Source organism: Cytobacillus gottheilii (assembly GCF_018582665.1).
Taxonomy (GTDB): Bacteria; Bacillota; Bacilli; order Bacillales; family Cytobacillaceae; genus Cytobacillus; species Cytobacillus gottheilii.
This window is the reverse complement of record NZ_CP071709.1, coordinates 2,186,215-2,201,027: the sequence shown is the minus strand read 5'-3', so window position 1 is coordinate 2,201,027 and position 14,813 is coordinate 2,186,215. Positions and strand designations below refer to the sequence as shown.

The 14,813-nt window shown below is 37.5% G+C and carries 11 protein-coding genes; 3 read left to right on the top strand and 8 right to left on the bottom strand.

Annotated features, from left to right (window positions below):
* The first annotated feature begins 210 nt into the window (after positions 1-210).
* Positions 211-1,353 carry a GntR family transcriptional regulator gene (locus J1899_RS10900; RefSeq protein WP_214478650.1) on the top strand — a complete coding sequence of 381 codons (1,143 nt, stop codon included), beginning with the start codon at positions 211-213 and terminating at the stop codon, positions 1,351-1,353.
* 386 nt (positions 1,354-1,739) lie between these two features.
* Here the strand turns inward: J1899_RS10900 and J1899_RS10895 are convergent, their stop codons facing one another.
* Both J1899_RS10895 and J1899_RS10890 read right to left on the bottom strand, forming a co-directional pair.
* The gene (locus J1899_RS10895; RefSeq protein ID WP_214478649.1) at positions 1,740-2,918 is read right to left on the bottom strand and encodes an RtcB family protein; all 1,179 of its coding nucleotides are present in this window, start codon (positions 2,916-2,918) and stop codon (positions 1,740-1,742) included.
* 117 nt (positions 2,919-3,035) lie between these two features.
* Entirely contained in the window at positions 3,036-4,385 is a 1,350-nt protein-coding gene (locus J1899_RS10890; protein WP_214478648.1) for a DUF4026 domain-containing protein, read from the bottom strand.
* Positions 4,386-4,595: 210 nt separating this feature from the next.
* Between J1899_RS10890 and J1899_RS10885 the strand changes: the two genes are divergently transcribed.
* Positions 4,596-5,612: a YeiH family protein gene (locus J1899_RS10885; RefSeq protein WP_214478647.1), complete on the top strand. Its 1,017-nt coding sequence runs from the start codon at positions 4,596-4,598 to the stop codon at positions 5,610-5,612.
* A 178-nt stretch (positions 5,613-5,790) separates the two neighbouring features.
* Here J1899_RS10885 and J1899_RS10880 read toward each other — a convergent pair whose 3' ends face one another.
* From J1899_RS10880 to J1899_RS10855, 6 genes are all read right to left on the bottom strand, one after another.
* A complete protein-coding gene (locus tag J1899_RS10880; RefSeq protein WP_214478646.1) occupies positions 5,791-7,047 on the bottom strand; it encodes a glycosyltransferase family 2 protein in 1,257 nt (418 codons plus the stop codon).
* Entirely contained in the window at positions 7,040-8,785 is a 1,746-nt protein-coding gene (locus J1899_RS10875) for a polysaccharide deacetylase family protein (RefSeq protein ID WP_214478645.1), read from the bottom strand. The genes J1899_RS10880 and J1899_RS10875 overlap by 8 nt, the downstream gene beginning before the upstream one ends.
* 422 nt (positions 8,786-9,207) lie before the next feature.
* Entirely contained in the window at positions 9,208-10,089 is an 882-nt protein-coding gene (locus J1899_RS10870; RefSeq protein ID WP_214478644.1) for an aminoglycoside 6-adenylyltransferase, read from the bottom strand.
* A 31-nt stretch (positions 10,090-10,120) separates the two neighbouring features.
* The gene (locus J1899_RS10865; RefSeq protein WP_066445948.1) at positions 10,121-10,927 is read right to left on the bottom strand and encodes a PP2C family serine/threonine-protein phosphatase; all 807 of its coding nucleotides are present in this window, start codon (positions 10,925-10,927) and stop codon (positions 10,121-10,123) included.
* A complete protein-coding gene (locus tag J1899_RS10860) occupies positions 10,920-11,369 on the bottom strand; it encodes an HIT family protein (RefSeq protein ID WP_156495783.1) in 450 nt (149 codons plus the stop codon). Before J1899_RS10860 ends, J1899_RS10865 begins: the two co-directional genes overlap by 8 nt.
* Before the next feature lie 122 nt (positions 11,370-11,491).
* Positions 11,492-13,669, bottom strand: a complete 2,178-nt coding sequence (locus J1899_RS10855; RefSeq protein WP_214478643.1) for an RNA degradosome polyphosphate kinase — start codon at positions 13,667-13,669, stop codon at positions 11,492-11,494.
* A gap of 214 nt (positions 13,670-13,883) precedes the next feature.
* On the opposite strand from J1899_RS10855, the gene J1899_RS10850 reads away from it, so the two are divergent.
* Positions 13,884-14,795: a Ppx/GppA phosphatase family protein gene (locus tag J1899_RS10850; RefSeq protein ID WP_246586639.1), complete on the top strand. Its 912-nt coding sequence runs from the start codon at positions 13,884-13,886 to the stop codon at positions 14,793-14,795.
* The last annotated feature ends 18 nt before the right edge of the window (positions 14,796-14,813 follow it).

Here is a 14,813-nt window from a genome sequence, read left to right as displayed (position 1 = left end):
ATTCGTACAAGTTCATGAGATTAATATCACCTCTAAACTTATACGTACAACTTTACCGTTATATTAACATCTATTACCATAAATGAAAAGATAAATATTTTAATAATTCATAAAAAATGAACTTCTTTTGACTTAGGTCGCTCTTTTGTTTAAAATTGAATAATAATATATACGTATAAGTAAGCGTAGCAGCTTGGAAGCGGTGATGATATGGCACAATCAAAAAAATACATGATAGTAAAAGAAGAAATTAAGGAGTCAATCATAAAAGGAGATGTAAAACCAGGAGAAAAAATACAGTCTGAAAATGAACTAATAAAGAGGTTTGAGGTCAGCAGACATACAATTCGTAAAGCAATAGGAGACCTAATTCATGAGGGCTGGCTGTATAGTGAACAAGGAGCAGGAACCTTTTGCTCCAATCAAATCCACGAAGACCCTAACAGTCATTCAAAATCATCCGGGAAAAGTATCGGTGTAATTACAACTTATATATCAGATTATATTTTTCCTTCGATCATTAAAGGGATTGAATCTTATTTAACTAATCATGGTTTCTCATTAATCCTCGCATGTACGGATAATGACTTAGAGAAAGAAAAACAATGTCTTGAAATGATGCTAAACAGGAATATTGATGGACTTATTATTGAACCTACCAAAAGTAGCAGCTTTAACCCAAATATCAACTATTATTTACAGCTCGAACAAAACCAAATTCCCTATTTAATGATTAATCAATTCTACTCGCAATTAAACCCACCACATCTCATCCTTGATGATGAGAAAGGCGGATTTCTTGCTACGGAGCATCTGATCAAACAAGGTCACGTTAATATCGTTGGTTTTTTTAAAACGGATGATCTTCAGGGAATTAATCGGATGAAGGGCTTTATTAGGGCATTCAGAGAAAATAATATTTCATTATTTCCAGAGATGATTATCACTTATACAACAGAAGATGATAATGAAGAGCTCTTAAACAAAATGAAAAATAGATTAATACCTACTGATACGGCACCTACAGGAATCATCTGTTATAACGATACCCTTGCCTTGAAAATCTTAGATTTACTTAGAACTTTAGGAATAAAAATTCCTGAAGATATTTCAATAGTCGGTTACGATGACTCCTATTTGGCAGAAGCGTCTGAAATCAAGCTTACTTCGATTACCCACCCAAAAACGCAAATGGGATTGGATGCAGCAAAATGGATTGTTTCCGCTGTAGAGAACAAAAATTCACCTAAATTAAGACAGGATTCCATTATTTATAACCCTGTCCTGATTGAGAGAAGCTCTACCGGAATTGCAAAATCTAACTCTGAAAACAAACAATATAAAATTGACTGAAATAAGTACCGAATACCATAAACTAAATAAAAGGCTAGAATACAGGTTCTAACATAACAATAGAACCGAATGGTTAGGAAATTAATTTTTCCAATCATTCGGTTCTTTATTTGGTTAATATAAAGTATTTCTCTTTCAACGTGAGTGAAATGAAGCGGAGGACACTCGACTCCTGTGGGCAATAGAGGAAAGGGTGAGACCCCGCAGGAGCGACAGCGACGAGGAGGCTCAGCTTCCTCCCCACGGAAAGCGAGTGTCCGCAGCGCAATGGAACGGGCTTGGTTTAATATCCAAACGATGATCATTGAACATCCGTGTTTTAGAAATAATATACTCGTTTTATGCCAACCTCTTCTTGTTTACCTTCGGACATAAACATTATTAAGTTACCCTTTAAAATTATACAAAGGCTTAATCACCTCAATGATGTCCACTGTATCTTGAATGCTTTTTTCGATCTCTTTTGCTGGTTTATAGGCTTGAGGTGCCTCATCCAATGTCTTCTTTGACACAGATGTAGTCCATACATTCTTCATTGATTTCTGAAAGCTCTCTAAACTAATTTGCGCCTTTGCTTTTGAGCGGCTCAGCATTCTGCCAGCCCCATGTGGAGCAGAAAAATTCCATGCGCCATTTCCTTTGCCGACAGCTAAAATACTGCCGTCTCTCATATTTAGTGGAATGATGAGCTGCTGCTTACTTTTTGCAGAAGCAGCACCTTTACGCAGAATCATTTCATCCAAATCAATATAATTATGCGGACAATCAAAAGTTTCGATTATGTCCTTATGCCATTTCATTCCTTTTAGAATCGTATTTGCCATCTGCGCACGGTTGGCAGCTGCAAAGTTTTGGGCAATGTTCATATCGTGTAAATAATGCTGAAGGTCCTCACCCTGTACATAGGATAACTCGTAAGGAATTTTGCGGTCATTACGCAAGTCTTCTGTTTGCTCAGCAGCTTCTAAATCACCATGCTCTTTCAGATCTTTCATCTGAATTTTTAACTCTTTTCTTTCAACAGATAGTTTTTGATATGCTGTCTCTTGGTGATATTCGGCGATCTCTTTGCCTAAAATTCTGCTGCCGCTATGAATGACAAGATAAATGGCGTTTTTTCCTTCATTTATTTCGATAAAATGGTTGCCTCCCCCAAGTGTGCCAAGGCTTCTCTGTGCCCACCCCTGATGAATGGACGCATGTACACCACTTAGGTCAAAGGCTGCTTGCGGCTGATCAAATGTTTGATGCCCGCTCGGAATTCTTGCACGGATCAATTGATCCAGTTTTTCAAAATTCATTTTGATGCGGCCTTTTTTTATTTTAGCTACATATAAACCACAGCCAATATCAACGCCAACTAGGCTAGGCACAACCTTATTGGACACCGTCATGGTTGTTCCAATAACGCTCCCTTTTACGGAATGCGTATCAGGCATTATGCGAATGGTGCTTTCCTTCACAAATTCCTGGTTACATAGAGTAATAATTTGCCCGATCGTGGCGTCATCCACCATGTCTGTATAGCAAATTGCTTCATTGTATTTTCCTTTTAACGTTAACATCTGCATTTCTCCTCACTTTTTGTCAGCGAGAAATGAGATCATTTCCCGCTTCTTTAAACGGTTAGAACCTCTTTGTTTTGTACTGTCATTGGAAACGCCACCTTTCATTGAATAAAATTATTTAAGAAATTGATATAAATTAGTTGGATTAATCATATCTTCTTCTCTGTATATGACCCAATCTGTTAATTGATTAAAATTCAGTGTATATTCATGGTCTTTTTTCATATCAGGCAAAAAATAAGGTTCATTCAATAAGATGCCTGATACTTCTTGATCAGTTATGTGTGTTACTTCAAACCACATATGTTCATGTTCTTCCTCTGCATATGGAATACCGATTTTTACTAGAAATTGAAACTCATCTTCATCTCCATATGTATCACGAATATTAGCAAAATAACCAAAGCTTTGTTTGGCGTTGTATGCCATTCGTTCCGTTTCGCTTGTCGTTTTGAAAAACATTAAACCTTCATTTAATGTAAATTCGACATCAAAGCAGACTATACTGTCATCATTCCCGTCGTATTGAAATAATAGGCAGGATGGCTGCTGGTGTATATCATCCCGATCGTCCATATTACCTAAAAACTCAAATGATGCATCCAGCGGCTGCAATCGAACTTCTTCATGTTCGATGTCTTTTAAGTTTGTAACCTTCGTTTTTTTTCCGACATACGAAAGAGCTTCTTCCCAAGGTACAGCAATCACTCGTATGTCCCCTTCTTGGCTATGTGCAATAATCGCTGGCTCATTTAACGGCACATATCCATGCTCAAAACAATTATGAACAAACGTGCTAAAAAGGTCAGGAATCCCATAATAAGAAGATAGTCTGCTAGGAATAATCAGTTCCACTTCCGTAAGACCCGTTCGAAGAAGGCCATGTGTGTGGAACCAGTACTGTGAATCCCTTTCTTCTCCTCCATCTTCATAGATCGAATGAATAATATATAAATCTTGTATATCTGGCAGCAAGTCGTTCCCTACATAATAGGATATATATTCTTTTGTAATAACCTTCATGGCTGCACTATGATCTAATACAAATAATAAATCTGGAGCTGCCCGCCATATAAATTCCAGCTGGTTATAATATGCAATTAGTGCGTCACCTTGAAAAAGAGTACGAATAAAAACTTCTGTTCCATTTTTGGCTTCTTCATAAACTGATTCTTCTAATAATGTGCCTTGACGAAAAAAATCTTTATATTCGATGCCTTCTGGTGCTTGGTTTACTTCAATTTCATAGGGAAGAATGATGTCTCCGTACTGTAATTCAATCATCATTCCCGCTTCGTCTTCATGTACAATATTACAGTTTAGTTCATCACTGTTTAATGCAAATATTCGCTCCTTCATTTGCTCAAGTGTGATTACACCTGGCAAAACGGCGATCATATCAGAAAAAGCGCGCTCTAGTGTTCCTTCTTTTGCTGCGCGGTAAATGTCCGTTTGCTGTTCCATCGGAATCACTCCTCACTATTTGATTTAAAATCTAGGATCTTAGCCGTAACCATAGTTTTCCACTATCATTGTAGCTGTGTTTTTTAGATAATTCAATCTTCATAGTGGAAATTCAATTAATGTAAAGAAAAAACGGCAATTTGGATGTTATTTTCTATAATACAAGATAAACTGTTACTTAGATTTATTTTTGGAAGTGAGGTACATCGAATGGTTGCTATATTTTATGGATGGATGAAAACATTTTTTCCCGGAATCTTATTTGTTCTTTTGATTGCTCTTCTGGCAAACTATTTAGGCAGTATGTTTCCAGTTGTTGGCGGAGCTATTTTTAGTATTTTAATTGGTTTTATGATCAGACAATTTTTGGGTGTTCCCAGCTTTTTGGGACCTGGGGTTGGCTATACGTTAAAAAAACTGCTGAAGCTGGCCATTATTCTGCTCGGCTTCAGCTATAGTTTCAGCCAAATTGCCAGTGTGGGTGTTGATGCCCTTGTTATTGTTATTATTTCCGTCATTTCAGGTGTTTTCCTTACCTTTTTCATTAGCAGGCTTGCAGGATTGCATGGCAACATCCCCCTATTAATTGGTCTTGGAACAGGAATTTGCGGAGCGACAGCAATCGTCACATCCAGTTCCATCATTAAAGCAAAAGAAGAAGAAACATTATATGCGGTAAATACCATTTTTGCATTTAATGTGCTGGCCGTTTTTATTTATCCCTTAATCGGAAACATGCTGAACATGTCCCATCATGAATTCGGTGTTTGGGCTGGAGCAGCGATTCATGATACTTCTTCTGTGGTTGCTGCTGGATACAGCTTTAGCAATGAAGCAGGTGATACCTCTGTTGTTGTAAAGCTGATGCGTACGCTGCTGCTTGTTCCTGCAGCTATTGGTTTATCATTTTTATTTTCAATGAAATCGCAACAAAATGACGGTGCCGAAACCAAATGGACAGCAATAAAAAAATCGTTTCCTGTTTTTATTTTATTTTTTGCGGGAGCAGCTGCCCTAAACTCCTTCATCTCACTGCCTGAAAGCTGGACAGATCAAACGAGCAGCATGGCCAAATTTATCATTATCATGGTCATGGCCAGTGTCGGACTAGGCACCGATATCAAAAAAATCAAAGCCGCTGGGCTGCGTCCGCTCCTCGTTGGCCTTGTATCTTCTGCAATTATGGGCGGAATTAGTTTGGCGCTGGTTTTGTATGCGTCACAGTGACGCCCCGGAAAATCTTGTTTCACAGAAATGTTTCACGCCCAATTTTTGGCCATATAATAGAAAAAATGCAAGGCTGCCGCTGTGTAGCCTTGCATTTTTTATTTCAATATTTTTCATCAGATAAAGCCGAAAAACGTCTAATCCTGCGCTTTCCCGAGAAATATTTAAGTGCAAATCCTTATGAGGTTTGTTTATACCGCTGCGTTTTATACCAAACGACATCCTGCTTTAGCAGCACTCTTTTCGCTTCTAAATATAGAGAATAAACAACAAGTGCAAGCCAGATTTGCGAATAAGTGAAATACATAAGGATGACGGCTAGCATATTTTTAAAGGTGGCTTGCTCTTTTTCAATACTCAATGCCAGCATAATCTCAGTCATATACAAAAGGAAAGCCAGAACTAGTAAGACTAAGGATATCCCGCCTGCTGAAATATCTAAATCCATAAATAGATTGAGCACAAACAATAAATTTGAAACGAGTACTCCTGCTAGAAAAAGCATATAGGTAAAGAGAAAATAAAAGAGATCGAGATAGACTTTTTTGTTTTTCAGCTGGAAAAACTGAATTAGGAATTTCAAAATAACATATTGGTTGCCTCTTGCCCACCTTGTCCTCTGCTTCCACCATACCTTAAAGGTTTCTGGTTCCTGTTCCCACGTAATTGCTGCTGGAAAAAAGCGAATATGATAGCCAAGGTTGTAAACACGAATACTCAATTCTGTATCTTCCGACAAGGCACGCTCATCCCATCCCCCTAATTCTTCTAAAATAGATCTCCGAATAGCAAAATTAGTGCCGGGAATGGTTGTCAGTTTAAACCAAAACCATCTTCCAGCCTGAGCGAGCCACTGAAACGTAATGGTCTCAATATTTATAAAGGATGTCAGCATATTTTTATTTGCATTGAGAACTCGAAATTTGCCAACAACTGCTCCAGCCTTTTGATCGTTTTGCAACGCTTGTGCAAGATAATAAACGGCATCCTCTTCCGGCTGATTATCAGCATCATAAACAACGATATATTCACCGGTTGCCGCCACAAGCCCTGAATTTAAGGCACCAGATTTACCTCTGCCTGCATAGGGCGGCTTTGTATGAATGGCTTTAATAAAGGAATAGGCTCTTGCATACTTATTAATAATTGCCCCTGTGTTGTCAGTCGAGTTGTCATTCACAATAATAAGCTCTAATCTCTTGCGCGGATATTTAAGACGAATCATTGCCTCAATCGTATTCTCAATCACCACTTCTTCATTATGAGCAGGAATAATAATACTTACCTTTGGGTAATATGCCATCCGTTTTTCCCATAAATCTGCTTTTTTCTGATATCTTAAGAAATGCATATATCCGCCTTGCATCAGAAACATATGATAAACAAGCATAAACCAGATCAGAAACAGGCTGAGATAAAAAAGAAAATTAACCATAATATTTCCCCTTTTCGGTCCGCATGCGCCGTATCTTAATAATGACTGCATAGAGCACAAACAGAACAACCATCCCGCCGGCACTTAGTGCAAATAACCACATTGTATTGTCAGCGGTTGATTTCACTTTTGGATTATAAAACTCTGGTGAGTCTTTTAATAGCTCAAAATATTCTACGTTTACACTCAGTTCCTCTGTTTCTTCAGCAGTTACAGTAATGTTATCAACTTGGACCACATTGCTTGTTTGCTGCAGATCAATCCATTGCAAATTAGGAATCTGCTCCATCCGGCCGATCAGCTCTTTAAATTTTTCCACCCCTAAATAAGGATGATAAAATCCAGCAATATAACCATCCCTGACCACGGTCATCTCCTCTGCCTTTTTCATCATTTCATCAATTGCATGAGGATTATCAGGCTCAACATAGCCGATTGTTTCAGGCAGAAGATTCATCCCATGTAAAAAGGTCGGACTCGTAGCGTATGGTGCTGGTGCCATGATCTGCCAATCACGATCTCCTAGCTGCAGCTGACCTATATAGGTCGAGAAGTGTTCAGACAGGATTTCATATCCGCTTTGGCTCATCGTATAATGTGGTGCTTCAAAGGCATATGGGATGAGCCCATAACTGACTAAATCCTGAATTCCCTTTGTCACTTTCGTTTTAATATAGTCAACTTCAAATGCCTTTTGCTTCGCTAAAAACGCTAAATATTCATCTTCTGTCTGAAAGTCACTTCTTTGTTTTTTTTCGGGCGTTTCATCAGGAGGCACCGTTATTGGCATGTTGGCATCCACATCCCAAAATTCAAATCCCTCTCCTGTCTCATCAGCTTTGTATTGATGTGTGTATCCATGCAGAATAATTCGCCCTCCATTTTCCTGCATATATTTCAGCACTTCTAATAGTTTTGGAAAGTCTCCGAAATGATACTCTTCACCTGTTTCTGGATTACGATAAATCGGAATGACAGAAATAATATAAGGTATCTCTTTTTCTATGAATATATCGGCAATTTCCTTCATGATGGTATGATCGGTTAATGGATGGATATCTTCCAGTCGAAGATAAGCAGGATGTCCTTCTGGATGATCAGCTTTAAACACTTCATGAAAAACCTCGCCTAAATAGGTGGAAAACAAGGAATCAATCTGATAGGAAGCATGATAGTAAAGCTCATTCTTTTTTATAAAAAGTGGATACTCTTTTCCGTTTCCTGCCCCTTTAACTAGCACCTCGGCTTCTTTTAAGTCTTTCATTTGAAAAATAAGCCGATCCCCAAGCTCGTTTTTCTTATTTCCTTCCACCAGCACTAATTCATTAATTAATACATTGTCACCGAACTGGATAAAATCATAATCATCTCCCAAATACTCCACATTATATCCTAATGCGACCTTAGTTTTTGTAAAAGAATCAAATAATGATCCGACTTTAGCTGGCAGAACTTCTACCACTTCTCCGTAGTAAAAAAGAACGTCTGCATCTTGAAGATCTGCTTCTTCAATCTCACTGCTAGGTAAAAATGTCATATTAGGAGAAAAATGGCCGATCAGCATATCAAGGAGCTTAATGTTTTCTGTGACCTTCCCAGTTTCAGATGAATACACAATCACAACATGCAGATCTGAATCTGAAACAGAATCTGCTTTAACTGATTGTTCAAAACATGATAGCAAAATTAGTAATAAAGATAAAAATACGCATTTGAACGATTTTCCATTCTTAATCATTTTTGTTCGTTATATAGAATATATAACTATTATAAAAAGAACACAAAAAGAAAATTCCGCCAAATTATTACCCTTTTATACCATTTTCTTCAAATTTCTCGTGATTCTTATCGTTTTCAGATTTATTTGGATTTTTTGGTTTGGGCCGTCGGGCCGTTCGGACCGTCACAGTGACGCCCCGGATTTTCTTGTTTCACAAAATGTTCCACACAAAAAATACAAGGAATCATTATATCCTTGTATTACTAGAAATAAGATATGAAGAGATTTAATGCTTTAGTACTAAATTTTTTAATGTGTCACAGTGACGCCCCGAAATCCCTCGAATAAACTCGAAGTTTCTTGTTTCACACGATGTTTCACAATATAAAAAAACAAGGATACATCATGTATCCTTGCTGGTTCATTAAAATTTAGTTTGATTAGAATATCTTCTGGGCATCCTTAGGTAAATTTCTTACTGCACAAAGATACTTCATCATATTATGCTCTTCGTCGATGAGGTATGTAAATGATAAATGATCAGCTACATCTTGTGCTAACATATGAAAGAGTTTACATGTCTTAAAAATAGATTCCCAAAATGAATAATTATCAGAGTCACAGTATGTTTCTTTATAAAGTTCCCAATAAGAGGCTGGCAGATATATTTTAAAGTATTTGCCCATTTTGCCTGTCGACACCTTATAATTATGTTCGCTGCCAATTCGCCAAGAAACCATTTTATCTAATTCCTGTCTTATGACCTGTTCGAACATTTGCTTTGCATATGGCAGCTCATCACGCCAGATCCCTTTTGCTACATTTTGCAGACACCACCAGAAATTATTACAGCAGCCTGCATACATAGCCTCTGTCGGTTTACATACGTGATAATCCACATCTGAAGGCGGATCAATTGCTGGTAAAATTTGATCTTTATCTAATAGTGGCAATGTTAATTTTTCAGACACAAATCTTTCTTTCATACTTTCTTCTGTTTCAATATGAAGGTCGATTCGGTTTCCATCTGTAAAAAGCATTAAATAACTATAGGATCGATCAAAATCTGTCCGTTCACCGCATGCCTGATCATTTTTATCTGGTTCCTGAATCATCAGTAAATCACCAAAATGAAGGATCCACGATTCATCACGTATAAAACTCGCTGTTTCTGTCACGACATAAACAATATCAAAATCCTGAAAGAGATCTTTTGGGGCATTGGGATTTGTCCGTGAACCATTCATATACACTGCTCGGATACGGTTATCGTTCATGGCGTAACCGATTATAAGGTTCATCATTTCTTCTTCGGCTCTCATTTTATAATGATCCTTTCTTGATTTAACGTGCCTATTCGCTTGGTCTTACAGCTTCCATAGAATTATGTACATTCCATGAAATAATGGTTGTACTATCTTTAACACCGTTATTTTGAATGACCTCTAACATTGACATTATATTCGTTTTATCATTATCCGAATTGAGAAAAGAATTATAAATGTTTGTAGGGTTTGAGTAAGGTTTATTAGGACATTCCAGCAAGCCGTCCGTTGTTAAGAATATCCGGTTTTCTCCCTCTCTTAACTCTCGGACACCTCTGCTGTAGCAGGGGACTTGCTGTTCAAATGTGTTCACTCGTCCAATCCATTCATAAAATTGTCTTTGATTAACTTCCAACTGACCTAAGGCAGCTAACTCTTCATGAAACAGATATAATACACAGTCACCTACGGAAAACCACCATAAATATTGTCCTTTGCGGAACACGATCAAACATGCTGTTTCACCTGTAACCTTTCGGCAAGAGGCTAAAAACTCTTCAGATTGAAACAATTGCAAAATCCTTTTTTCCAGCTTTTTAAAAGCATCTTGAATTGGTTCAGATAACACGTCCTTTATCTGAATTTGCTCTTTTTGAAAAACCTCTAAAATCAACTGGGCACTTTCTGATGTATGATGAGCATCCAAAAGGATCATAAACTCCCAATCCTCTTTTTCATTACACCATATTAAACATCCATCTTCATTCTTATTTTGACCAGCACTGGAATTACCGCCGAATCTTCCCACTGATATAGAATGAAATCGTTGTATATTCGGAGCATCAATAAAAGTCTCCTGACTTCCAATCCATATGAAATTTTCAAAATCACTCATTATAATTTTCCAAGTGCTGTTTTATCCGGGCACATAAATTGTAAACTTCATTTTCTTCTCCCATGGGAGCAGCATTCCAATCGTAAACGGCGTTTGGACCCCAATGTTCCTTCGGTGTACCAGGATATCTTGGTACAAGGTGCATATGCAAATGCGGGACTGCATCACCCATTACATAAGCATAAATATGTTCAGCCTGCTCACTATCTTTTAGTGCCTTACTCAATTTAGTCATCATCATTCCAAAAGATCTGGCTTCTTCCATTGTCATATCAGCTAGAGATGCTGCATGTCTTTTTAAATCAATCATGATGTGACCAAGGTAGTTTGGCTGTCCATCTCGATCAATATGCCCAGCATATACATATTCATCTTCATAGATTTTAAGATTTGAAGCTGGCAAGTCACCAGCATGTTTATTGCAAATAAAACAGGCACTCACAATTACTCCCCCTTTCATATATTGCTAAGATTATAATATAAAAATCACCACAATAGTTAAAATTTTCTAAAAAGTAATTTATAGCACAAAAAAACACCCCCAGCCTGGAGGTGTTTCTCTACTTAGTTCTTCCGTTTTGAAAATAATAGCTTAAACTGTGCAACCGGGTCTTCGTATTTCTTTTCGCGGATTACTTTGGTTGCAGCTTTTTCGCATAATAGGAGCTGGCTGTTGATATCTCTTTCTCCTGGCTGTTTTTTAACATAATGATAAGAACCATCAGGTGCTTGTTCACGAGCTTTGCAGTTGTCACTAAGCATTATGTTCATTGTTTCGTCGATTCGTTTCTTCAATTCGATATTTAGAATCGGGAATAGGATTTCTACTCGATTTTCCATATTTCTGGTCATTAAGTCTGCGGATGACAAGAAAACTTTGTTTTCACCATTGTGATGGAAACAATAGATTCTTGTATGCTCCAAGAATGTGCCAACAATACTGCGCACTGTTATATTTTCACTGACCCCTGTAATTCCAGGACGCAAACAGCAGATCCCTCGAATAATCAGATCAATTTTTATGCCAGCAATTGAAGCTTCATATAGTTTCATAATAATAATCTTATCTGTTAATGAATTCATCTTAAGAGCGATTTTTCCGTTTCCATGCTCTTTATGAAAGGCAATTTCCTGATCAATCAGCTCGATAAACGTATCCCGGATCGCAAACGGCGCAACAGATAAGTAATGATAATCGGGCTTGTCCATATAACCGCTGAGATAGTTAAAAAAGTTAGTTGCATCTATGCCAATTTTTTCGTTATATGTTAAGAGGCCCATGTCTGTATAAAGTTTAGCCGTGGAATCGTTATAGTTGCCAGTTCCTAAGTGGACATAGCGCTGAATTCTTCCTTTTTCACGTCTGACTACTAGTGTTATTTTACTATGTGTTTTTAAATGATTCAGCCCATAAATGACATGGCAGCCTGCTCTTTCCAATTCCTTAGCCCACTGAACATTATTCTCTTCATCAAATCTCGCCTTTAACTCAACAAGAACGGTTACTTGTTTTCCATTAGCAGCAGCACGCTTTAAACTATTTATAATAGGAGAGTCTCCGCTAACACGATAAAGAGTTTGCTTGATTGCAAGAACAGATTTACAATCCGCTGCCTGTGATACAAAATCAATTACTGGCTCAAACGATTCGTAAGGGTGATGAAGAAGCACGTCGTTTTGCCGTATTTTTGTAAAAATGTCCCCGTCGCCTTCAAGGTCGATCGGTGGCTGAGGTATGAATGATTGCGAGCGCAGATGTTCATGTGTTGCTTCAATTGTCCGGTAGAAACCAAACAGAAACGTCATATCAAGAGGTGCTTCAAGTGTATAGATATCATCAGTATGAATCTCCAGCTCAGATAGTAAATAGTCCATTACCTGCTGATCAAAACAGCCTTTCTTAATTTCCAAACGTACAGCTGCTCCCCATTTGCGGTTTTTTAATTCCTCTTCAATTTCCTGAAGTAAATCTTCCGCTTCATCTTCATGGATATTTAAGTCCGCATTACGGGTAATTCGGAATGGAGTTACAGACTTCACCTGATAACCGGCAAACAGTTTATGAGTAAATAAAGTGATGACGTCTTCTAATAAAATAAACTGTCTTACATTATTCTTTTTAGGAAGTTCAATAAATCGATTGATCACTGCAGGGACTTGTACGAGTACTAGATTGCCGTCAAAGGGAAATAGTTTCTTGCTTTCGGCTGATTTATCTTCTACGACAACTGCAAGGTTCAAGGATTTATTTAAAAGCATAGGAAATGGCCGGTATGCATCTATTGCCATAGGTGTTAGTACAGGAAACACTTCTTCATCAAAGAAGTTCTCTAAAAACGAATAAAACTCCTTAGAAGCCTCATCCATTGATAAAAACTTCACATTCTCTTTTTCAAGTAAAGGGGATAATTCATGTAAAAAAGCATAGTCCTGTTTTCTGACAAGATCATGCGTGCGTTTATGTATCGCTGTCAGCTGTTCTTTCGGTGTTAGTCCCGCCTTGTTCTCTGGTTTATTGAAATCTGCTTTCACTTGATCCAGCAAGCCTGCAACTCGCACCATGAAAAATTCATCAAGGTTTGAACTGAAAATAGCTAAAAACTTATAGCGATCGAGCAAGGCATTGCGAGGATCCAGTGACTCTTCCAGAACACGGTAATTAAAATCCAACCAGCTTAGCTCTCTATTATTATAAAGTGAAGGATCATCCAAGTTCACTGCTTCATTCTTTGTTGAATCCATTACATTCCAACTCCTTCAATCATTTAAATCCTTTAAACTTTACCAAAGTTTTGTAAATCAAAACAATAGGAATTGTTAAATTTTCGTTAATATTTTTACTATAATGTCTTCAAAGTCATTATAGCATTTACATTTTTTTTACGATAGATTACTATTAAATTTATCTGATTTCTTTATAAAAGGATCTACAACCAGCAAAGGAAGTGTACAGGAATTGAAGGAAAGACTGATCGGTATTATAGATATTGGCTCCAACTCGGTTCGGCTGGTCATTTATCAGATTGATAATACCAACAATTACACAGAAATCAAAAATGAAAAAGTATCGGCAAGACTGATCAATTATATACAGGATGATGGCAATTTAAAAGAAGAAGGAATACAAATCTTACTTTCCACCCTTAATCAATTTAACGAAATCTTAACCTCCTACCCTGAAATAGAGGTCATGGGATTTGCTACTGCTGTCATTAGGCAGGCTTCAAATAAAGAAGCCATTTTAAATGCTATGAAATTACATATAGATTGCCCGTTCCGACTCTTAAGTGAATATGAAGAAGCCTATTACGGCTATGTCAGTGTTGTGAATGCAATTGATTTAGACGATGGCTTTACGATCGATATTGGCGGAGGCAGCACAGAGATTACCCTATTTAAAGATCGAGAATTAATTGAATATGTGAGTTTCCCATTTGGTGCAGTCTCCTTGGATCGGCGCTTTCCTTGTGATCAGGAATTGACAGTGGCTCATTTAGAAAAGATTCATTCCTTTTTAATTGAAACGTTTAAAAAGCATCCTTGGCTAACCCATCAAAATGCTCCTATTATTGGAATTGGGGGAACGGCGCGAAACGTAGGACGTGTTCATCAAGCAACTAAGAAGATTGAACAGCCTGTAATGAGCTATGCAGAAGTTAATCGTGTTCTCATGGAGATTGCCTCCATCCCTGTTCAAGATCGTGGGAAAATAAAAGGGCTCTCTAAAAAAAGAAAAGATATCATTATTCCAGGGATTATGATTATCCTGGCTCTTATGGAGGAAATTCAAGCGCCTTATTTTATGCCTATTGATCAATCGATTCGTGAAGGGATATTATGCGATCATTTTCTTAGAAAAAATCAATAAGTACTATGCCATCAGTCT